The sequence below is a fragment of the Thiofilum sp. genome (assembly GCF_016711335.1).
Classification (GTDB): domain Bacteria; phylum Pseudomonadota; class Gammaproteobacteria; order Thiotrichales; family Thiotrichaceae; genus Thiofilum.
Map to the genome: position 1 here is coordinate 3,541,936 of NZ_JADJTF010000001.1, position 21,155 is coordinate 3,563,090.

General features: G+C 46.5%; 17 protein-coding genes and 1 tRNA gene. 10 read left to right on the forward strand and 8 right to left on the reverse strand.

What is annotated here, in order from left to right:
* The first annotated feature begins 1 nt into the window (after window position 1).
* From IPL34_RS16570 to IPL34_RS16610, 9 genes are all read left to right on the forward strand, one after another.
* Window positions 2-1,318: a sugar ABC transporter substrate-binding protein gene (locus IPL34_RS16570; protein ID WP_296842600.1), complete on the forward strand. Its 1,317-nt coding sequence runs from the start codon at window positions 2-4 to the stop codon at window positions 1,316-1,318.
* A gap of 112 nt (window positions 1,319-1,430) precedes the next feature.
* Window positions 1,431-2,309 carry a carbohydrate ABC transporter permease gene (locus tag IPL34_RS16575; protein WP_296842601.1) on the forward strand — a complete coding sequence of 293 codons (879 nt, stop codon included), beginning with the start codon at window positions 1,431-1,433 and terminating at the stop codon, window positions 2,307-2,309.
* A gap of 12 nt (window positions 2,310-2,321) precedes the next feature.
* Window positions 2,322-3,152, forward strand: coding sequence for a carbohydrate ABC transporter permease (locus IPL34_RS16580; protein ID WP_296842603.1), 831 nt, complete (start codon window positions 2,322-2,324; stop codon window positions 3,150-3,152).
* Between the two features lie 21 nt (window positions 3,153-3,173).
* On the forward strand, window positions 3,174-4,199 hold the full coding sequence (locus tag IPL34_RS16585) for an ABC transporter ATP-binding protein (protein ID WP_296842604.1): 1,026 nt from the start codon (window positions 3,174-3,176) through the stop codon (window positions 4,197-4,199).
* A complete protein-coding gene (gene dalD, locus IPL34_RS16590) occupies window positions 4,196-5,590 on the forward strand; it encodes a D-arabinitol 4-dehydrogenase (protein WP_296842605.1) in 1,395 nt (464 codons plus the stop codon). The genes IPL34_RS16585 and dalD overlap by 4 nt, the downstream gene beginning before the upstream one ends.
* Window positions 5,587-6,375 (forward strand): L-iditol 2-dehydrogenase, encoded by a 789-nt coding sequence (locus IPL34_RS16595; protein WP_296842607.1) that lies wholly within the window; start codon window positions 5,587-5,589, stop codon window positions 6,373-6,375. Before dalD ends, IPL34_RS16595 begins: the two co-directional genes overlap by 4 nt.
* 10 nt (window positions 6,376-6,385) lie before the next feature.
* Window positions 6,386-7,333, forward strand: a complete 948-nt coding sequence (locus IPL34_RS16600; RefSeq protein ID WP_296842608.1) for an AraC family transcriptional regulator — start codon at window positions 6,386-6,388, stop codon at window positions 7,331-7,333.
* Window positions 7,334-7,769: 436 nt separating this feature from the next.
* On the forward strand, window positions 7,770-8,729 hold the full coding sequence (locus IPL34_RS16605) for a sodium-dependent bicarbonate transport family permease (RefSeq protein ID WP_296842610.1): 960 nt from the start codon (window positions 7,770-7,772) through the stop codon (window positions 8,727-8,729).
* The gene (locus IPL34_RS16610) at window positions 8,726-9,028 is read left to right on the forward strand and encodes a hypothetical protein (protein ID WP_296842611.1); all 303 of its coding nucleotides are present in this window, start codon (window positions 8,726-8,728) and stop codon (window positions 9,026-9,028) included. The genes IPL34_RS16605 and IPL34_RS16610 overlap by 4 nt, the downstream gene beginning before the upstream one ends.
* 39 nt (window positions 9,029-9,067) lie before the next feature.
* Here IPL34_RS16610 and IPL34_RS16615 read toward each other — a convergent pair.
* From IPL34_RS16615 to fdnG, 7 genes are all read right to left on the reverse strand, one after another.
* Window positions 9,068-9,164: transfer RNA gene (locus tag IPL34_RS16615), tRNA-Sec, on the reverse strand.
* A gap of 40 nt (window positions 9,165-9,204) precedes the next feature.
* Complete coding sequence (selB, locus tag IPL34_RS16620; RefSeq protein WP_296842613.1) at window positions 9,205-11,133, reverse strand: selenocysteine-specific translation elongation factor; 1,929 nt, start codon at window positions 11,131-11,133, stop codon at window positions 9,205-9,207.
* A complete protein-coding gene (gene selA / locus IPL34_RS16625) occupies window positions 11,130-12,548 on the reverse strand; it encodes an L-seryl-tRNA(Sec) selenium transferase (RefSeq protein ID WP_296842615.1) in 1,419 nt (472 codons plus the stop codon). Before selA ends, selB begins: the two co-directional genes overlap by 4 nt.
* A gap of 10 nt (window positions 12,549-12,558) precedes the next feature.
* Complete coding sequence (gene fdhE, locus IPL34_RS16630; RefSeq protein WP_296842617.1) at window positions 12,559-13,446, reverse strand: formate dehydrogenase accessory protein FdhE; 888 nt, start codon at window positions 13,444-13,446, stop codon at window positions 12,559-12,561.
* Window positions 13,443-14,081 (reverse strand): formate dehydrogenase subunit gamma, encoded by a 639-nt coding sequence (locus tag IPL34_RS16635; RefSeq protein ID WP_296842618.1) that lies wholly within the window; start codon window positions 14,079-14,081, stop codon window positions 13,443-13,445. The genes fdhE and IPL34_RS16635 overlap by 4 nt, the downstream gene beginning before the upstream one ends.
* A complete protein-coding gene (fdxH, locus tag IPL34_RS16640) occupies window positions 14,081-15,004 on the reverse strand; it encodes a formate dehydrogenase subunit beta (RefSeq protein ID WP_296842619.1) in 924 nt (307 codons plus the stop codon). The genes IPL34_RS16635 and fdxH overlap by 1 nt, the downstream gene beginning before the upstream one ends.
* Before the next feature lie 11 nt (window positions 15,005-15,015).
* A complete protein-coding gene (gene fdnG, locus IPL34_RS16645; RefSeq protein WP_296842620.1) occupies window positions 15,016-18,087 on the reverse strand; it encodes a formate dehydrogenase-N subunit alpha in 3,072 nt (1,023 codons plus the stop codon).
* A gap of 238 nt (window positions 18,088-18,325) precedes the next feature.
* Here fdnG and IPL34_RS16650 point away from each other — a divergent pair, with 238 nt between their 5' ends.
* Window positions 18,326-18,838, forward strand: coding sequence for a hypothetical protein (locus IPL34_RS16650; protein ID WP_296842621.1), 513 nt, complete (start codon window positions 18,326-18,328; stop codon window positions 18,836-18,838).
* On the opposite strand, the gene IPL34_RS16655 is transcribed toward IPL34_RS16650, so the two are convergent.
* Window positions 18,835-21,141, reverse strand: coding sequence for a hypothetical protein (locus IPL34_RS16655; protein WP_296842622.1), 2,307 nt, complete (start codon window positions 21,139-21,141; stop codon window positions 18,835-18,837). The two genes, IPL34_RS16650 and IPL34_RS16655, sit on opposite strands and share 4 nt — an antisense overlap.
* Window positions 21,142-21,155 lie beyond the last annotated feature (14 nt).

Genomic DNA, 21,155 nt, shown 5'->3' on the forward strand with positions numbered 1-21,155 from the left:
CATGAAACTGAATCGTCTTATAACGTCCCTGCTAGGCGGTCTATTACTATCCGCTACTGTGTCCACTCACGCTGCGACCGAACTCGTTGTTGCCACCGTAAATAACGGTCATATGATTGAGATGCAAAAGCTCAGTCCTAAATTTGAAGCAGCTAATCCTGATATTAAACTCAAATGGGTCACCTTAGAGGAAGGTGTGTTACGCCAACGCGTTACTACCGATATAGCTACTAAAGGCGGTCAGTTCGATATTATGACCATCGGTATGTATGAAGCACCGATTTGGGGTAAGAAAGGCTGGCTACAAGAATTAAAATTTGATGATAGCTACAAAGTCGATGACTTATTGCCCGCTATCCGTGACGGTCTTTCAGTAGACGGCAAACTCTATGCAGCACCCTTTTATGGCGAAAGCTCGATGCTGATGTATCGCGCTGATTTAGTCAAAGAAGCCGGAATGGAAATGCCCAGCAATCCCACTTGGGAGCACGTTGCTCAGGTCGCAGCTAAAATCCATAATGCTGATAAAGGGGTCTATGGCATTTGTCTCCGTGGCAAACCGGGCTGGGGTGACAATATGGCTTTCCTGAGTACATTGGTGAATACCTATGGAGGGCAGTGGTTTAATATGGAATGGCAACCACAGCTTGAAACTCAGCCTTGGAAAGATGCTATTACCTTCTATGTGGATCTACTCAACAAATACGGCCCTCCCGGCTCCTCTGCCAATAGCTTCAATGAAATCCTAGCCCTGTATAATGAAGGCAAATGCGGTATGTGGGTGGATGCTACTATTGCAGCTTCTTTCATCTCTGACCCGAAACAAAGCAAAGTGTCTGATAAAGTAGCCTTTGCTCAAGCCCCTACTGCTAAAACCCCCAAAGGAGCAAACTGGCTCTGGGCATGGTCATTAGCCATTCCAGCGTCCTCTACTAAAGCAGATGCCGCACAAAAATTTGTGCAATGGGCCACCTCTCAGGATTACATCAACTTAGTCGGTAAAGAAGTGGGCTGGGGTAATGTGCCGACTGGAACTCGCCAATCCACTTATGACAATGCTGATTTCAAAGCGGCTGCCAAATTTGCGGATGCTGAACTGGCGGCGATTAAAAGTGCTAACCCCCATGATAGTACTCTAGAAAAATCACCTTATGTTGGGGTGCAATTTGCCGCGATTCCTGAATTCCAAGCCATTGGTATTGCCGTAGGTCAACAAATGAGTTCCGCACTGGCTGGCAAAGTGAGTGTCGATGAAGCTCTGAAAAATGGTCAAAACTCTGCTGATCGTGAAATGCGCAAAGCAGGCTATTACAAGTAACTACTCTCCTCCCGCTAGGTAGCGGTTCCTAGCAGCCTACCCTTATCTCGACTGAGATAAGGGTAATCTTAGATGCTCATCAATCCACACCGCCTAGGAGTTGTAACCCATTATGTCTCAAGCTAATCCACCTAATAAACGCTGGTTACCCCGTCTATTACTCGCGCCGGCTGTGAGTACTTTACTGCTTTGGATGCTAGTCCCGTTAATCATGACTATTTACTTCTCAGTCATTCGTTACAATCTGATGCAGCCTGAAGCAACAGGCTTTGTAGGTTGGATGAATTATGAGTTTTTCCTCACCGATCCGGCTTTCAGTGACGCTATTATGAATACACTGCTACTGCTGGGTAGTGTGGTGCTGATTACCGTAGTACTCGGTTTAGCCATTGCCTTATTAATCAATGATCCCTTCCCCGGACGTGGAATGGTGCGCCTATTATTAATTTCCCCATTCTTCGTCATGCCCACCGTTAATGCATTGCTCTGGAAGCATATGATGATGAATCCGGTATATGGCATGTTAGCCCAAATCTGGCAATTTTTTGGTTTAACCCCCATTGATTGGCTCACTGATTATCCACTGTTGTCCGTCATTATTATGATTAGTTGGCAATGGTTGCCTTTTGCTTGTCTGATTTTTATTACTGCTTTGCAATCGATGGATCGAGAACAGCTAGAAGCCTCGCGTATGGATGGGGCGAACTATTTACAACAACTACGCTTTCTATATTTACCTCATTTAGGGCGCTCGATTTCAGTGGTGATTATGATTGAAGTGATTTTTTTGCTCAGTGTATTTGCTGAGATTTACACCACTACCGCCGGAGGCCCCGGTACTGAAAGTACTAATTTAGCCTTCCTGATCTTTACCCAAGCACTGCTGAATTTTGATGTAGGCGTGGCTTCGGCGGGTGCACTACTCGCGGTGGTACTCGCTAATATCGTAGCGTTTTTCCTGATTCGTATGATCGGCAAAAATCTGGACTAAGGGGAATACCTCATGCAACACCCTAACTCACAGCGTATGACATTGATTATACGTACTATTGCCGCTTGGCTAATTGCTTTAATCTTATTTTTCCCTTTACTGTTTTTGGCAGTCACCGCCTTTAAAACCGAAGCTCAAGCGATTGCGGTTCCGTCCTTATGGATTTTTACCCCTACCTTGGAAAACTTTGCCGAAGTCCAAGCACGGAGCAATTATCTCGATTATGCCCTTAACTCGATTATTACCAGCGTGGTGTCCACTGTATTGGGTTTATTAATAGCTGCACCCGCTGCTTATAGCATGGCTTTCGCGCCCTCTAAATGGACTAAAGATTTATTAATGTGGATGCTCTCCACTAAAATGATGCCTGCCGTAGGTGCATTAGTGCCTATTTATGTGCTGTATCAAAGTGCTGGAATGCTAGATACTCGGATAGGCTTAATTATTGTCTTCACTATGAGCAATCTGCCCATTATGGTGTGGATGCTGTACTCGCACTTCAAAGATATTCCACGCGAAATTTTAGAAGCCTCACGTATGGATGGTGCATCCCTATGGGAAGAGTTTCGTCATGTCCTATTACCGCTCGGTATGGGTGGGCTAGCCTCCACGGGCTTACTGTGTTTGGTCTTGGCGTGGAATGAAGCTTTCTGGGCACTCAATTTAAGCTCCGCCAAATCCGGCACACTCGCCACCTTAGTCGCCTCCTATTCCAGTCCTGAAGGCTTATTCTGGGCCAAATTATCCGCCGCCTCACTCTTGGCAATTGCGCCGATTATTGTGTTTGGTTGGTTTAGTCAAAAACAATTGGTGCAAGGTTTAACCTTTGGCGCTGTGAAGTAAGAATTAAGAGGAATTAATACCATGTCCTTTTTAGTATTAAATAAAGTTGAAAAATACTACGGCAACCTACGCGCTATTAAAGGGGTCAATCTTGCCATTGAGAAGGGTGAGTTCATTGTGTTCGTAGGACCTTCTGGTTGCGGCAAATCTACCTTACTACGCATGATTGCCGGATTAGAAACCATTGACGGCGGTAGTCTGCATTTAGATGGCAAAGATATTACCCACGAACCCTCGTCTAAGCGTGATCTTGCGATGGTGTTTCAGTCCTATGCCCTCTATCCGCATATGACTGTAGAAGAAAATATGTCCTTTGCCTTACGCCTAGCTAAAGTTGCTCCGACTGTCATTCAACAAAAAGTGGCTCAAGCGGCACAAAAACTTAATCTCACTCCCTATTTAAAGCGTACCCCCAAAGAACTCTCTGGCGGTCAAAGGCAACGGGTAGCCATTGGACGGGCCATTGTGCGTCAGCCCAAAGTATTCTTATTCGATGAGCCACTCTCCAATTTAGATGCCGCATTACGCGGTCAAACACGGGTAGAAATTGCCCGCCTGCATCGGGAACTAGGTGCAACCACTATTTATGTCACTCACGATCAGGTCGAGGCTATGACGCTCGCAGATCGGGTGGTGGTATTACGCGATGGCATTATTGAACAAGTGGGCACACCCTTGGAACTCTACGACCAGCCCGCGAATCGCTTTGTGGCACAATTTATTGGTATGCCACAAATGAATGTATTGCCTGCCTCCGTACTGCCCTCCCTAGCTCAAGGCGCTTATGAATTAGGTATTCGTCCTGAGCATCTGGTGATTAGCTCAATGGGTAGTCTACAAGGGCGGATTGAGTTAATTGAAGCTTTGGGTAATGAAACCTTACTGCATGTGCTCTTGCCTAGTGACCATACCCTTATTGTGCGCCAATACGAGCGTACTCATCACACAGTCGGCGATCAGGTAGCACTGCAATTTAATCCCCAACATATTCATCGCTTTGATCAACAAGGACAAACTTTAGCGCTTTTAACAGGAGTGGCAGCATGAGCACTCACCTACGTTTGACTCAATTACATTTAGGCTTAGGCTCTTTCCATCGTGCTCATCAAGCGGTCTATCTACAAGCCTTACATGCTCAAGGTGATAAAAGCTGGCGTATTGTGGGCGGTAATCTGCGCCCTGATATGTTAGATACCATTGCGGCCTTACAAGCACAAAACGGTACTTATACCCTTGAAACCGTGAATACTGCCGGCGAACGTTTTTATCAAACTATTAGTGCTATTGAGAACGTGATTAGTTGGGATGCAGAGCTAAGCGGTTTAACTCAAGTGGCTGCTGATCCTAATACCCGTATTATCTCGTTTACCGTAACGGAGGCAGGTTACTATCTTGATGCGCATCATCAATTAGATGAGCACTTTGCAGATTTACGTGCTGACTTAGCAGGTGCACACTCAACCATCTATGGTGCTCTGACTAAACTGTTAACTGCTCGTATGCAGGCTAATGCAGGCGCGGTCACCTTGCTCAATTGCGATAATTTGCGCAGTAATGGTGAGCGCTTTTATGGAGGCCTAAAGCAATTCTTAGTTAAACGCGGTGATACTGCACTTCTTGCTTGGGTAGAGGCTAATACTACCGCACCTAATGCAATGGTAGATCGTATTACCCCGCGCCCTACTGCTGATATACGTGAGCGAGTTAAAGCTGCAACAGGGCGTGATGATGCCGCTGCACTCATGGCTGAAACCTTTATTCAATGGGTGATTGAAGATCATTTTGCTCATGGTCGACCTGCTTGGGAACAGGTAGGGGTGGAAATGGTGCAGGATGTCATGCCCTATGAAGAAGCTAAAATCCGCCTACTGAATGCACCGCATAGCTGCATTGCGTGGGCGGGGACTTTACGCGGCTATGGCTATATTCATCAAGGCACTCAAGACCCTGATATTCGCCAAATGGCTTATGATTATGTCACACAAGACGTGATTCCCTGCCTTGATCATCCCGATCATCCTAGCCCGATTAATTTGGCACACTACCGCGATGTGGTACTGGATCGTTTTAGCAATCCTAATATTTTAGATACCAATCAGCGGGTGGCGATGGATGGTTTTTCTAAAATTCCGGGCTTTATTCAACCGACTTTACGTGAAGCACTCGCAGCCGGACGTAGTATTGAAGCCGTTGCCATGCTACCCGCCCTCTTCCTCGTATTTTTACAACGCCAGCAACGTGGTGAAGTACCGTTTAATTATGAAGATCAAGCGATGAACCCCGCCACCGCTCAAGCCATTTGCCAAGCCGATGATCCCGTTGCAGCTTTTGCCGCTGAACGCGTGTTATTTGGTCCTTTAGCGGGTGATGAACGCTTAATAGCCGCATTAAGACATGCAGTGGCACGCGTCCATCAATTTATGGGAGCAACAGCATGAGCTCAGCACGTTTAGTAGGTAAACATGCCCTAATCACGGGTGCGAATGGGGGTATTGGGTTAGCGATTACGCAAGCTTATTTAAAGGAGGGTGCTTATTGCAGCACGGTAGATTTACCTAAACAAGCGAGTGCTGAATTAAGTACTTTGTTAGAGCAATACCCAACGCAATTAAGTTATCACGCATTAGATATTACTAATGCGGAAGCAGTTAGAGCTTTTGTTACTCAGACTAATGCTGCACGCGGTATGATAGATATACTCGTCAATAATGCCGCTATTTTTGATATGGCTCCCCTATTAGAATCCCATGAAGCCATGTATGACAAACTGTTTACCGTCAATGTGAAGGGTATGTTTTTTACCATGCAAGCGGTTTTGCAAGGCTTAGTGGATGCGGGTAAAACTGGCAGTATTATTAATCTAGCCTCTCAAGCGGGACGCCGTGGCGAGGCATTAGTTTCACATTACTGTGCCACTAAAGCGGCTGTCATTAGCTATACCCAATCCGCCGCTTTAGCGATGGCTCCACATGGGATTCGAGTGAATGCGATTTCTCCAGGGGTTATTGATACTCCGATGTGGGAGCATGTGGATGGTTTATTTGCTAAGTATGAGGGTCTTGCTAAAGGGGAAAAGAAAATAGCGGTAGGTAAAGCAGTCCCCTTAGGACGTATGGGAATGCCAGAAGACATAGCCGGAGCAGCAGTATTTTTAGCGAGTAACGAAGCGGCGTATATTACGGCTCAGACACTGAATGTTGATGGTGGTAATGTGATGTCCTAGGAGTAAGGGTATGAGGCGTTTAACGCGACAGCACATCAATTCTCGTAGTCCTGAATGGGAGCGCGATTTTCAGCGCGTTCCCGATTTAGGCTATGAACCAGAAGGTTCTTTTGGTTATGTACGCTGCTTAGAGCATGGTGCGCCTAACCCCTTAATTCGCTGGCACTATCATGAAGAATATGAACTGCACTTAATTGTAAACACCTCAGGTAAAGTGTTTGTAGGGGACTATATTGGACGCTTTGAACCCGGTCATTTAGTGCTCACTGGACCACGCTTACCGCACAATTGGATTTCAACCGACTTACCCGCTGAGGGGGTGAAAACCCGTGATTTAGTCTTGCAGTTTTCTGATCAACCGTTGCGTCAAGCCAGCGCTCTATTACCTGAATTGCGCCCTGCCTTGCCCTTATTTGAGCGGGCTAAACATGGCATAGAATTCACCGGTTTAAGTGAGCAAGCCTATGATTATATGACGCAGATTCGCCAATGTTCAGGTCTACAACGCCTTAGCAAATTTATTGAACTATTAGATATACTGGCACACTACCCCGACTATCGCCTGCTCTCTAGTGTGCAATTACAAAGTTTTGATGATGATGCGTCTTTACGTCAAATCAGCGAGGCGGTGGATTATATTACCACTCATTATGCGCATCCATTTTCTTTAGCCGACATCGCTAAAAAGCTGGGAATGAGTGAAAGCCGTTTTTCGCGCTATTTTCATCGCGCCACCGGCAATACTTTTACTGATTTTGTCAACCGCTTACGCATTAATCGCGCCTGCCAATTACTCATTGAAACGGATCAATACGTGAGCACCATTTGCTACAACGTGGGCTTTAATAATGTAGCGAATTTCAATCGACGCTTTTTAGAGCTAAAAGGTATTAGCCCCAGAGATTATCGTCGCCAAGGAGCTGAACGCTATCGCCAACCCGCTAAAGAAATGATTTAAAAATAAGTGTCTGGGGGAAAGTAATCGTGTGTTTCTGGAGCAGTCTTGGCGGCAGGGATGCCGCCTTGAAGCGTACAGGGACGTATTCACAGCGACTGCGGAAGAAATGCACGGTTACTTTGGCTCAAGTACTTATAAGGATTTCAGTGATTCTTGGTAGTTCCTCTAAAGACGTAAGCAAACATCCTGATAAATCTAGTGATTAGTGACGTGCTAAATCAGCATCGCTAGAATGCTTAAGTATCTAGCTAACAGTAATCGTGTGTTTCTGGAGCAGTCTTGGCGGCAGGGATGCCGCCTTGAAGCGTACAGGGACGTATTCACAACGACTGCGGAGGAAATACACGATTACTTTGGCTCAAGTACTTACATCATAAGCGTCATTAGGTCGCTCACTTGTTTATCTTATGGTCTTTAGAGCAAAAGGAGCCTCCCTATGGGTACGCTAGACCCCGTACTGCTATTTTTTATTATGGGTTTAGTAGCGGGTTTGTTGCGCTCAGAACTACGTTTGCCTGCTGCGGTGTATGAACTCATCAGTATGCTGCTATTACTCACTATTGGGCTTAAAGGTGGGATTGAATTAGCCAAGCAGCCTGTCACTGATTTAATGGTACAAGCGCTCGCAGTCACAGCAATGGGTGCAGCTTTGCCTTTGATTGCTTTTCCTATTCTGCTCTGGCTAGGACGTTTACCACGCGCTGATGCAGCTTCGATTGCGGCTCACTATGGTTCGGTTAGTGTGGCTACTTATGCGGTAGCAGTAGCTTACTTTGCCAGTCAAAATGTCAGTTTTGAGGAGTACATGCCCTTTTTGCTGACGATTTTGGAGATTCCGGCGATTTTAGTCGGTATTTTGTTGGCACGCGGAATTTCTAAAGACTTGCAACTAGGTGTAGTGATGCACGAGGTATTCCTCGGTAAAGGGATTGTGCTACTCGTCGGTGGTCTACTCATTGGTTGGATTGCAGGCTCAGAAGGCATTGCACCACTCAAGCCTTTGTTCTTTGATTTATTCAAAGGTATTTTGGCGTTGTTTTTACTGGAAATGGGGCTGATCACTGCGGCTCAATTGGGCAGTTTGCGCAATCACGGACTGTTTTTGATCGTATTTGGACTGTGCATGCCCTTATTTTCGTCGGTGATTGGAATTAGTCTAGGTTTATTATTGGGACTCTCATTGGGCGGTACTGCTATGCTGGGTATTTTAGCGGCTAGTGCGTCTTATATTGCCGTACCCGCTGCTATGCGTATTTCTGTACCACAAGCGAATCCTACTCTATCCCTAGCCGCCTCTTTAGGGGTCACCTTCCCCTTTAATGTGCTGGTAGGTATCCCGCTTTATCACTCGATGGCTGCCTATGCATTCACGCTGATGCAAGGAGGAAGTATATGAACCCTACTAACCGTAAGTTATTAACTATTATCACTGAATCTGCCTTAGAACGTCTGGTGTGTAATGATATTAAAACGCTCGGTGCACACGGTTTTACTATTACTGACGCTCGCGGAGAAGGTCATCGCGGACCACGCAGCGCAGCTTGGGATGAAAGTAGCAATATTCGCATTGAGGTAGTCTGTGACGAGGCGACGGCACAACGGATCGCTGAGCATATGCAAGCACGCTATTACGAACACTATGGCATGATTTTATTCTTGTCTGATGTGACCGTATTGCGCCCTGCTAAGTTTTAATACCTTAATGGGTTAATACATTTGAAGTTCAAAAAAGGCTGGCGGAAAGGTATGGGAGTCGAACCCACCAAGAACCGTGTGACAGCCCTTCCCAGATTTGAAGTCTGGACATCCCACCGGGGTATGCCACCTTTCCAAGCTATTGAATGATAAACCAACTAAAGCGGATTAAAAAGCTAAGCGCTAAATAGCTCTGCATTACGTATCACACGTTCATCACGTTTTTGACCTTTATTACCCTCGCCTACAAAGCGTCGTGTCAAACCGACTCGATCAAAAAACTCTAAAATCTGAATCGCACGCTTGCGCCCAATACCAATACGATCTCGAAACGCTACAACACTCAATAGTGGCTGCGCTAACTCACGCACTATCACCGCCAACTGATTGATTTGCTGTGGCGTATAAAATAAATCCCGCACCACCTGATGCACTTGCCCTAAGCGTGCTTGCTTACATAACACTTGGCGCACTAGATTTTCCGGTTGCTTAATGGTTTGAGCTAGATCACGCACCCAAGGAGGCTCAAAGGTTTGCTGATTGAGATACGGAACTAATAGCTCCCAAAGTGCTTGCTCATCGGTACTCAAAGTCACACTGTGTGTCGGTGAATGAATAAAGCTACCAGAGCGAGCTAATATTTTATGCGCTAGCCAATACTCAACGCTGACTTGCCAAAGCTCTACTTCCCAAGTGGGAAAAGCTATGCGTCTTAAGCGCTCTATCGATAAGCCGGGTTCATCGGGGAATTGTGCATGAAAGGCTAGCAATCGAGTATTTAGCTGCTCATTCAGTTGAGTAAGTAACGATTGAGTCACTAACCATAATGAGCCATTACCTTGCAGCGTAATGATCGAGGGAAGCGTATCGGTAATACTCGTTTGTAATTCAGTTACTGCACGATTCATCTTGCGTGCCCAAATGCTTAAATTTAACGGAGCGCTACTTTGCTGCACTACCCTACTTAAGGCACTCACTGCATCGCCTTGATCCAGTGCTTTTAAGTAAGCTAAGCGAACTGGCTTTTTGCGCCCGCGTAATGGCGGCTCAGGATCTAACACCCAACCACCTGCCAATGTGTATTGCCCCGACATATCACGCAGCACGATACGATCCCGCCAAAAAACAGGAAGCTTTTGATCTAAATGACACTGCACCAAGCCCTGCTCACCTGCGCCCAAGGTTTTGCTCTCTAATAATACTAAGCGTGCGGGACAACGGGCTGCACCGTGATGCACCATCACCTCTAAGCCTTCGCGTAAAGTATGAGTGGCATTAGGCGCTACTTGCACCTGCATATCAAAATGTTCAGTGGGCTGATTGATCTCTGAACTTAATAGCCAAGCACCGCGCTCGATGTGCTCTTTATCCGCACCCACTAATACTAATGCACAACGTTGCCCTGCATAAGCCACGGATGCTGCTTGGTTTTGTGCATGGATAGAGCGAATACGTACTTTGACACTATCGGCACTTAAGGTGAGATAGTCACCGACTTTAACCGTGCCAGTATGCAATAAACCTGAAACGGTGACGCCACTCCCTGCTAATACAAAGCAACGATCTATTGCATAACGCACGCCTTGATTACTTGAATGCTCAGTATTTTCTGGAAGACTAATCAGATGTTGATACAGTGCTTTTACCCCTAGCCCCATCACAGCAGCTACGGGAAAAATTGGGGCATTAGCATAGGCAGTGGTTGTGAGCCACTGTTGAATCTCAACTTGGCGCTGTTGCACAAGTTCGGCACTAACACGATCAACCTTAGTCAAAGCAACACTTAGCTGTGGTACTGCCATAAACTGTACAATCGCTAAGTGCTCTAAAGTTTGCGGCATAATGCCATCGTCTGCTGCTATCACCAGCAAAGCATGATCAATCCCACTAGCTCCTGCGGTCATGGTATGTACGAATTTTTCATGTCCGGGCACATCGACAAAACCTAATACACGCCCATCCTCCAAGGGCAAATAGGCAAAACCTAACTCAATAGTAATACCGCGCCGTTTTTCTTCAGGTAAGCGATCTGTATTCACGCCCGTTAGCGCTTGAATCAGCGTCGTTTTGCCGTGATCAATATGTCCTGCTGTGCCAATGATCATGATAGTGTTGCTGCTTGCAAAAACCCTACAAACTCACCCTCCTGCTCCACCCGCAAACACCGCAAATCTAACCACAACGCTTTATCCGTTATCCGTCCAATCACCGGAGTCGGTAATTCACGCAAATAACGCTCGACCTTATTTAATCCAGTCCCGCGTTTATTATCCATGCGAATCACTAAAGCGCTCGAAGGTAAACGATCTACAGGTAAAGACCCCGAACCTATTTGTGATAAACAAGGCTCAATGGTCACTAACGCATTAAAAGCACTAAGGGCTTGCTGCAAAGGGTTTAATAAACGCTGGCACTGAGCTTCAATCTCAGCGGCGGGACGCGTTAAGATGCGTAAAGTTTCGAGCTGCTCAGGTAAAGCGTCGGGATTACGATAGAGACGTAAGGTGGCTTCTAAGGCTGCTAATGTTAATTTGCCTAAGCGTAAGGCGCGTTTAAGAGGATTCTTTTTGAGCTTTTGAATCAGGTCTTTATTACCCACCAAAATACCTGCTTGCGGTCCCCCTAATAATTTATCACCGCTAAAACTTACCAAATCCGCCCCTGCCTCTAGTGCTTCACGCGGGGTCGGCTCATGAGGTAAACCCCAACGCTCCAAATTGACTAAAGTGCCACTGCCTAAATCCTCAACCAGTGGCAAACCATGACTATGTGCTAATGACGCTAATTCAGCCGTGCTCACACTATGGGTAAACCCCTGTATGGCATAATTGCTAGTATGCACCTTCATCACTAAACCTGTACGCGGACGAATTGCCCCTTCATAATCACGCAAATGAGTACGATTAGTGCAACCCACCTCCACTAACTTCGCGCCCGCTCGCTGCATAATATCAGGAATACGAAACGCCCCCCCAATCTCGACTAATTCACCCCGCGAGACGATCACTTCTTTGCGCATCGCTAACGTATTGAGCAATAAAAACACTGCTGCGGCATTATTATTAACCACCGTTGCGGCTTGTGCTCCGGTCAATTCTTGAATTAAATCCAGTACCACTTCATCACGATCACCACGTCCTCCCTCATCCAAGGCATACTCCAAAGCACAAGGCTGACGGGCAGCAATAGCAATCGCTTCAAGCGCCGCTTCGGGTAAAGTGGCACGCCCTAGATTAGTGTGCAGGACTGTTCCAGTGAGATTAAACACCGGACGTAAATTAGGTTTAGCGCGTTCGTGGAGTAAAGATTCAATACGTTGCAGTAGTGTATTGAATTCGGGAGCAGGCTGTTCTGCCTTTAAAGTAGTACGCATTTGTGCGAGTACAGTACGGGTACAATGCAGCACTTCATTGCGCCCAAACTGAGCCATCCAAGTACTCGCTGGTGCTGTATTCAGTACCCGATCTACCGAGGGTAATTGCTGCCAGAGCGCACGCGCCACTGGTGGAGTTGAGGTCATAAAACTTAAATCATTCCGGTAAAAATAAATTACGCGCCGCGCGTTGGTACTTGGCCTCAGCCAATGCGGTGTCTAAGCCTAAGGTCGCTAAATCATCGGCACAGGGATCGAGGCGAATATCTTTTAATAAAGACAGTAATTTCACATAACTATGGCAAGCATCACAGCACTCACCTTGCACGGCTGCCTCACTCGACTCACCTAATAAATTCACCGGTTTAGGGCTATCACAATTGGTGCACTTTGCTCGTGTGGCATACCATTGACTATTGCACAACGAACACACTAAATAACGCACCCCATGCGTAGGATCTCCGGTGTGTACCACACTCACCATCGGATGCGAACCACATACTGGGCACACAGGCGCATCGGTGGGTAAATCCGCTTGCTTGGGGAGTGGTGCATGGCTTGCCTTAGCTGTCCATTCCACCTGAAGTGCCGCTGCTATAAAAGGAGCCGCCTCTGGATGGCTTAATTCATTACCTAATAACAGTGCTTGAGCCTCAGCTTGCCATTGAGCTTGATCCCACGTTTGCAATTGCTCTATTAAGGCTTGTTGCTCAGGTGCTGTTACCTTGCCTAGCATAGCTTGCAAGACTTGTTGCCAATAAGTCCAAGAACTATCCGCCTGCCAATGAGTGATAGCTAAATCAGCCAATTCATAAGAGGGCGCGATGATGATTTGAGGCACTAACTCATGTTGCACCTCAGCTAAATGGGCGCAAAAGCTTAACCATTGAGCTAATGGATGAGAGGGTATTAACGTATGAAAACGTTGTGCACGCTGCTCAAATACAGTACGTGCTTCGGGCAGTAACAAACGAGGAGCAGCCGTAGAGGCTACTCCTAGCTGCTCAGCCGCTACTAGAGGGGTAGTTGCTGATACAAGACTCATGAATGATGCTTCTCTTCGCTGATTTCGTCATGCCATAAAGGATGATGTGCCTTAGCCCAATAGCGTGATACCCAGCCACTAAGCATACCGCGCATCGTGCCTTTGACCCAAAATGCCGCATAAATATGCACCATAATACCCGCAATCAAAATCCATGCCGATAGGGCATGAATCAAGACCGCTAAGCGCTGTAGCTCAATAGCAAAATAGCCATTAAACCAAGGACGCCAGAACATAATGCCCGTTACGACGAGGGCAATCATGCACCACACCATGACCCAAAACAGGAGCTTTTGTCCGGCATTATAACGCCCTACCGGAGGGATTTTTTCCTCATTGCCCACAATCACATCTTTAAGGTGCGCTAACCATTTAAAATCATACGATTTCATAAAATTATGCCCCATAAAGCGTAGTGCTAAAATGAGAAACAACAGGAACATTGCCACCCCAAAAAACGGGTGTAATATCCTCGTCCACGCCCCCCCACCAAATAGATTAGTTAACCAAAATAGTGAAGGGTGGAATAAGGCTAAACCAGAGAACGCCGCTAAAAAGAAGAGTATCGCTACAACCCAATGGTTAGAGCGCTGGGACGGTGTATAACGTAACACCATATCGTTTTCGTTCACCATTACACCTTCTCCTCTGCTTGAGCCGCGACTGCCGCACCACGCCTATCAGCGGTGTTCTCCACATGCACTTGACCATTTTCAACCGCCACTACTTTACGACCACGACGGATGAAATGCATAAACGCGCCCAGTGCCACGACTCCCAAGCCTGCTAAACCTAAAGGCTTAGCGACTCCTTTCCACAACTCAACGGTAGCAGAAATCTTAGGGTTATCGGGTAGCTTATTATAGAGCGTTGGTTGATCTGCATGATGGAGCACATACATTACATGCGTACCCCCTACGCCCTGTGGATCATATAGCCCTGCTTGGTCGTAGCCGCGTGACTTTAAATCAGTGACCCGTGTTTCAGCATAGTCTTTCATGTCCTCTTTAGTACCAAAATGAATCGCACCCGTAGGACAGGTTTTGACACAAGCGGGTTCTTGACCGACATTCACCCGATCCGAACATAAAGTACATTTGTAGGCTTTATTATCCTTTTGGGAAATGCGCGGAATATTAAACGGACACCCTTGCACACAATAACCGCAGCCAATGCAATGTTCCTGTTGGAAATCGACAATGCCATTGGTGTATTGAATGATAGCGCCCGGAGAAGGACATGCTTTCAGGCAACCCGGATCGGCACAATGCATGCAGCCGTCTTTCCTAATCAGCCATTCGAGTTTGCCGTTTTGCTCGGTTTCGGTGTAGCGCATGACCGTCCAGCTTTGATCCGAGAGATCCGCTGGATTGTCATAGACGCCTACATTATGACCGACCTCATCGCGTAGATCATTCCACTCCATGCAGGCGACCTGACAGGCTTTACAGCCAATACAGGTCGATACATCAATGAGCTTAGCAACCTCTGGTAAGGAACGCGCTTTAGGAGTTTCAGTCGTAGTCGCCGAGCGGCGTTGGATATCTAACATTGCCATCGTTACTCTCCTTATGCCTTCTCAATATTGACTAAAAACGACTTAAACTCAGGCGTTTGGGTATTCGCATCACCTACATAAGGGGTCAGCGTATTCGCCAAATAGCCCGGACGTGTCACGCCTTTAAAGCCCCAGTGAATCGGGATACCCACCGTATGCACCGTTTGTCCATCCACACTTAAGGCTTTAATGCGCTTAGTCACCACAGCACGCGCATGAATTTCACCGCGTTTAGAGCTTACTTTGACCTTATCACCGTGACTAATCCCTTTACTGCTGGCTAACTCCTCACCAATCTCTACGAATTGCTCTGGTTGAGTAATCGCATTGAGGAGTGAGTGTTTAGTCCAGAAGTGGAAATGCTCCACCAAGCGATAAGTAGTGGCTACATAAGGGAATTCATCCGCCTTACCAAAATGCTTCAAATCCTCAGGGAATACCCGTGCAGCGGGATTATTTAAGGCTTTGGGATTAGTCGGATAGAACGGATTAGCCTTTAAAGGCGTTTCAAAGGGTTCATAATGAACGGGGAAAGGCCCTTCTTTCATGCCACTAATAGCAAACAAGCGAGCGACCCCTTCAGGGTTCATAATGAATGGTCCGACTCCTTCTTCGGGTGGCGTATCAGGACGAATATCGGGAATATCATTTCCGCCCCATGTTTTACCATTCCACTTAATCACGGTGCGTGTCGCATCCCAAGGCTTACCACTAGCATCGCACGAAGCACGATTATAGAGAATGCGCCGATTAGCCGGCCATGCAAAGCCCCAGTTTAAGGTTTGACCTAAACCAGATGGGTCTGAATTATCACGCCTTGCCATGAGATTACCGACTTGCGACCACGAACCACCATAGATCCAGTTACCACAAGCCGTAGAGCCATCATCACGTAAATGAGCAAAGGTGGATAATTGCTCGCCCGCCTTGGCTAGTTGTTTGGTGACATCATTGAGATCAAACACATCACCAATCGCATAGCCCGACACCTCTTTAGCCAACTCCTCAGGAGAGGGTTTATGAGGAATACGATAAGGCCAATGCAGTTTAGTTAAAGGCTCTGGGTATGCCCCTCCTTCGGCTGCATAAAAGGCTTTGAGCTTCATGAATAAGGTCGCCATAATTTCAATATCGCCCTTACTCTCTCCGGGTCCCCCCGCTCCTGCCCAACGCCACTGAATAACCCGTCCAGAATTGGTAAATGAACCTTCATCCTCAGCAAATAAATTAGCGGGTAGGCGGAATACTTCGGTTTTGACCTCTTCGGCTTTAACGTCATGATACTCGCCTTGCGGTTTCCAAAACTCCGAGGTTTCAGTCGCCAAAGGATCAATCACGACTAAATACTTTAATTTAGCCAGTGCTTGACCGATTTTAGCTTTATGCGACACCGACGCTAAAGGATTAAAGCCTTGACACACAAACCCTGTCATTTTGCCTTGGTGCATACGCTCAAAGAGAGCTAATACATCCTGAGCACCACTGATTTTAGGCATCCATTGATAGCCGAATTCATTATCAGCGGTTGCGTTCGCACCATAGAAGGCTTTCAACAAACTTACCATGAACTTACTGTAATTTGCCCAGTAGTTCATCTGACCTAAGCGTGTGGGTTTAGGGGTTTTCGCCTCCAGAAAAGCCGCTAACGTAGGCTCTTTTTCACTAGGACTCGCTAAATAGCCGGGCAAACTGGCTCCAAACAAACACATATCGGTAATGCCCTGTACATTCGCATGACCGCGTAGTGCGTTAATACCGCCCCCGGCTACACCAATATTGCCTAACAGCAATTGGATCAGCGCCATCGTGCGAATCATTTGCGAGCCGACCGAATGCTGCGTCCAACCTAATGCATATAAAATCGTCATGACTTTATTAGGTTGAGCGCACTCGCCAATCATAGCCGCTATCTTTTCAAAATCGGCTTGTGGCGTACCCGTTACCTTAGCCACCATTTCTGGTGTATAAGAGGCAAAATGCTTTTTCATTAACTGCAATACGCATTGCGGATTTTGCAAGGTATCATCAGTTAGAATTTGATTATCCGCATTGCGCTGGTATTGCCATGTCTCAGAGGCATAAGAATGCTTGGCTTCATCAAAGCCAGAGAACATACCCTCGGCAAACTTATAATCTGCATTAATCAGATAAGCCGCGTTGGTATAGGTTTTGACATACTCTTGATTGAACTTGTTATTGCTCAATAGGTAGTTAATCACCGCACCTAGGAACGCAATATCCGATCCAGTACGAATAGGAGTATAAAAATCAGCAACCGCAGCAGAGCGCGTAAAGCGTGGGTCTACTACTACTAATTTAGCGTTGCGTGTTTTTTTGGCTTCAATGACCCACTTAAAGCCGCAAGGATGCGCTTCAGCAGCATTGCCGCCCATAATTAAAATAAGATCAGCGTTTTTAATATCGACCCAATGATTGGTCATCGCACCACGCCCAAACGTCGGAGCCAGACTGGCTACCGTCGGTGAGTGTCAAATACGAGCCTGTGTGTCGATAGCTGTACAGCCTAAACCACGTAATACCTTGTGCGTGATGTAACCTGCTTCATTCGATGCGGCTGAACTGGCTAAAAACCCTATAGTCGACCAGCTATTCACTATGACACCATCGGCATTTTTAGCTTGGAAATGAGCATCACGATCCGCTTTCATGTGTTTGGCAATACGTGTTAGCGCTTCATCCCAAGACACGCGTTTCCACTCATTAGAGCCTGCTTCACGTACTTCAGGGTATTTCAGTCGGTCAGGGCTATGAATCATATCCAATAGACCCGCCCCCTTAGGGCAGAGAGTACCGCGATTCACTGGATTATCAGGGTCGCCTTCGATGTGAATAATTTCGGCCTGAACGTTTTTAGCTTTGTCACCAAGGCTATACATCAACACGCCACAACTTACCGAGCAGTAAGGGCATATATTGCGTGCCTCTGTGGTACGCTCTAGTTTGAAAGGTCGGGTCGCTGCTTGCACTGCTTCAGGCGTTAGCCCTAAAGCTGCTATTCCCGTGCTAGCCACCCCAACCCCCGCCGCTTTAAAAAACTGGCGACGAGTCATTTGGACTGTCATATTGAATCTCTCCTCCTAAGTCCTAGGATTGAATACCGACGACTCTTAAAGTCGTAAGGCTCAGTATACCTAGCTAAAATAGATATTGTCAGCCAACTTTTTGTCAACCTAATAGAATAATTTTTTATAGATCAATATCCTACAAGATCAGTCGGATAAATAGCTGCCTATCCATCTAGTGTTAATAGCTAATCTCTGGCAGTCTATAGTGCATCATCCACTGGCTAAGAGGACAACAATGACAACTATGCCCCATCCTACTTTTGCTTTGTCCTCTATGAAACAAGCGCTCGAAGCCTTTACTAACGCAGCCTCTACTCGTCTTATCACCGAAGCTATGCACGATGCGAACCTCTTACCGCTACCCCATGCAGCCCCCTCGCCTAATTTAATTGAAGTGAACTGTAGCTCGGATAAAGCATTGGAAAATAACTACCAATCCTCTGCTGTACTGATGCGCCGCTTAGCAGAATCGATTATGGAGTGGCGACGCCAATTACCCGAAGGTGTACAACCTGCTGTGATGGCTATTTTAAACGGTGGACTGCAAATTCGCGTGCATCGCCTTGCCCAAGAGAGCTTTCACGGTATTCGCATTGAAGGGACATTGAACGGCAGCCCCTGTATGCTCCTAGCGCATCAAGCCACTGTACAAATGCTGTGCTATGTAGAAAAAATCGATCAAAATACTCCGGCCTCTAAACCGCGCAAAATTGGTTTTATTATCGAAGGCGAGGAGCGTGAGGTTTAAAGGATTTGCATCAGCTTAAGAGCCAGTACAAAAATAGCGGTAGCCGCGCCTCCGGTAATTAAACCCGTAATTAAACTGCTTTTCTCACCCGATGTTTGACGCGTAGCAATTTTATTGACCTTATCTAATTGACGATCCCGCAAGGTAATCACTTGATCGCGGGACCTTAACTGCTCATCACGTTGGTTAATCTGATTGAGATAATCATGAATGCGTAGTTCTTGCTGCTGCATTTGCACAGTTAAACGTTGTAACTCAGCATCTAAGTGACGAATATGGGTTTCTTTTACTGCAATGGTTTGATCGCGCTCAGCGATGGTTTGATCGCGTTGCTGTAACTGCAAGATTTGCTCTTGTAACTTTTGATCGCGCTCACTTAAGGCTTGATCACGCTTTTGTAATTGACGCTCACGCTCAGCAATCACTAAATCGCGCTCGGCAATAGTTTCTTCGCGCTGAGCCAAAGTTTGATCGCGCTCTTGAATCACTGAACCTAGTTGAGTGATTTGTTGATTAAGTGCTTTGACGGTGACATCGCGCTCGGCCAACTGAGCATCACGAACTTGAATCGCTGCATCACGAGTTTGGATGGTTTGTTCGCGTTGTTGTAATTCACTATCGCGCTCACTTAACGATTGATCACGCTGCTTTAACTCAAGTTGTAAATGTTCAATCTGGTGATCGCGCTCTTGAATACTCTTATCACGCTCAGCAATGGTGGTATCACGCGTAGTCACTTGAGTATTGACTTGCTGAATCGTATGTTCGCGCTCAGAAATCGTATAGTCACGCATTTGAATGACTTTATCGCGCTCTTGAATACTACCATCGCGGGTTTGGATACCCTGCTCTAGACCATTAATCGTCTGCTCGCGTAGTGTTAAGGTTTGATCACGCTCACTTAAAGTCTTTTCACGTTCCTGTAATTGCGTATTAAGCTGAGCCAGTTGATGATCACGCTGTTGGATCTGTTGATCACGCTCATTGAGTTGTTGATCACGATTATGCAGTTGAGTATCACGTTGCTGTAATTGCTTATCGCGCTCGGTGAGTTGCACCGTATGAGCGCTAATACTTTGATCCCGCGCTGTTAATACTTCGTCCTTTTCCTTAATGTGTGCATCACGTTCAGTCAAATGTTGATCGCGCTTAGTCAGTGCTTGATCCCGCGCTTTTAAAACCTCATCACGCTCTCTAACCTGCTCATCTGCATGGGCAATGCGTTGATCGCGCCATTGTAAGTGCTCATCGCGCTCCGCGATTTGTTTGTCACGTAAAGCTAATTGCTCCTCTAAGGCTTTAATAGCATCTAAATGCTTAAAGCTCTGCTGATCACGCTCCGCAATCGCTCGCTCACGCTCGGTTAGGGTTAGGTCACGCTCACTAATAATGAGGTCAAGTTTCGCTAGCTGCTGATCACGCTGACCTACATTATCATCGCGTTCGGCTAATTGTTTTTGTTGCGCGGAAAGTCGAGCATCACGCTCGATTAAGAGCTGCTCTTTGCGAGCCAGTACCTCCTCACGAGCTTGAATTTGTTTATCACGTTCCGCAATCGCCTGATCACGCACTTGTACCTGTAATTGAGCCTCAGCTAAGCGTCGATTGCGCTCTGAGAGTTGTTCATCACGCTCAGCAACGGTTTGATCACGGGTGGAGAGCTGCAAATCACGCTCTTTTAAGAGCTTTTCCTGCTCCAAGGTTTGGCGGGTACGCTCTTGTAGCTGCTGCTCACGCTCAATAAATTGCTGATCTTTTTTCTTGAGTGATTCATCGCGCCCCTGCACGATTTTGTCTTTACTTTGCAACGCTTGATCAAAGCGTAAAATGGCACGATCTTTTTCATCTAATGCACGGTCTCGCTGCTGAATCACCAGCTCTTTTTCTTGCAAGAGCTTTTCAAAGTGCATCAAAGACTTTTCTAATTCCCGCAGACGTACTTCGCGTTCTTTAATAATCGCATCTTTATTACCCACAAAGTCTTCACGACTTTGCAAAGACGCCATTTGTTTATCAATGCGTGTAGCTAGTGACTGGAGCGTTTGTTCTTTTTCATTAAGGCGCTGGGTGAGTTCTTTAAGCGCCGCATCACGCTCATCAATGCGCAAATCACGGGTGCGGATATGTCCATCTTTTTCTGACAGGGCCGCTGACTGAGCTTGTAGGCGTTGCTCATAGCTAAAGAGGCGTTGTTCTAGAGTACGCAGATTATCTTTGAGGGCTAGTTTATCCTGTACCGTTAAAGAGGCATTGGAGTCTAATTTATTAATCAAATCCAAGTCTTGCTCATCCAGCTTTAGCATAAGTACGTCCCAGT

Bases quoted from the DNA above. Each gene is read 5' to 3' on its own strand.
- IPL34_RS16570 (WP_296842600.1), top strand. From the start codon at position 2: ATGAAACTGAATCGTCTTATAACGTCCCTGCTAGGCGGTCTATTACTA.
- IPL34_RS16575 (WP_296842601.1), top strand. From the start codon at position 1,431: ATGTCTCAAGCTAATCCACCTAATAAACGCTGGTTACCCCGTCTATTA.
- IPL34_RS16580 (WP_296842603.1), top strand. From the start codon at position 2,322: ATGCAACACCCTAACTCACAGCGTATGACATTGATTATACGTACTATT.
- IPL34_RS16585 (WP_296842604.1), top strand. From the start codon at position 3,174: ATGTCCTTTTTAGTATTAAATAAAGTTGAAAAATACTACGGCAACCTA.
- dalD (WP_296842605.1), top strand. From the start codon at position 4,196: ATGAGCACTCACCTACGTTTGACTCAATTACATTTAGGCTTAGGCTCT.
- IPL34_RS16595 (WP_296842607.1), top strand. From the start codon at position 5,587: ATGAGCTCAGCACGTTTAGTAGGTAAACATGCCCTAATCACGGGTGCG.
- IPL34_RS16600 (WP_296842608.1), top strand. From the start codon at position 6,386: ATGAGGCGTTTAACGCGACAGCACATCAATTCTCGTAGTCCTGAATGG.
- IPL34_RS16605 (WP_296842610.1), top strand. From the start codon at position 7,770: ATGGGTACGCTAGACCCCGTACTGCTATTTTTTATTATGGGTTTAGTA.
- IPL34_RS16610 (WP_296842611.1), top strand. From the start codon at position 8,726: ATGAACCCTACTAACCGTAAGTTATTAACTATTATCACTGAATCTGCC.
- selB (WP_296842613.1), bottom strand. From the start codon at position 11,133: ATGATCATTGGCACAGCAGGACATATTGATCACGGCAAAACGACGCTG.
- selA (WP_296842615.1), bottom strand. From the start codon at position 12,548: ATGACCTCAACTCCACCAGTGGCGCGTGCGCTCTGGCAGCAATTACCC.
- fdhE (WP_296842617.1), bottom strand. From the start codon at position 13,446: ATGAGTCTTGTATCAGCAACTACCCCTCTAGTAGCGGCTGAGCAGCTA.
- IPL34_RS16635 (WP_296842618.1), bottom strand. From the start codon at position 14,081: ATGGTGAACGAAAACGATATGGTGTTACGTTATACACCGTCCCAGCGC.
- fdxH (WP_296842619.1), bottom strand. From the start codon at position 15,004: ATGGCAATGTTAGATATCCAACGCCGCTCGGCGACTACGACTGAAACT.
- IPL34_RS16650 (WP_296842621.1), top strand. From the start codon at position 18,326: ATGACAACTATGCCCCATCCTACTTTTGCTTTGTCCTCTATGAAACAA.
- IPL34_RS16655 (WP_296842622.1), bottom strand. From the start codon at position 21,141: ATGCTAAAGCTGGATGAGCAAGACTTGGATTTGATTAATAAATTAGAC.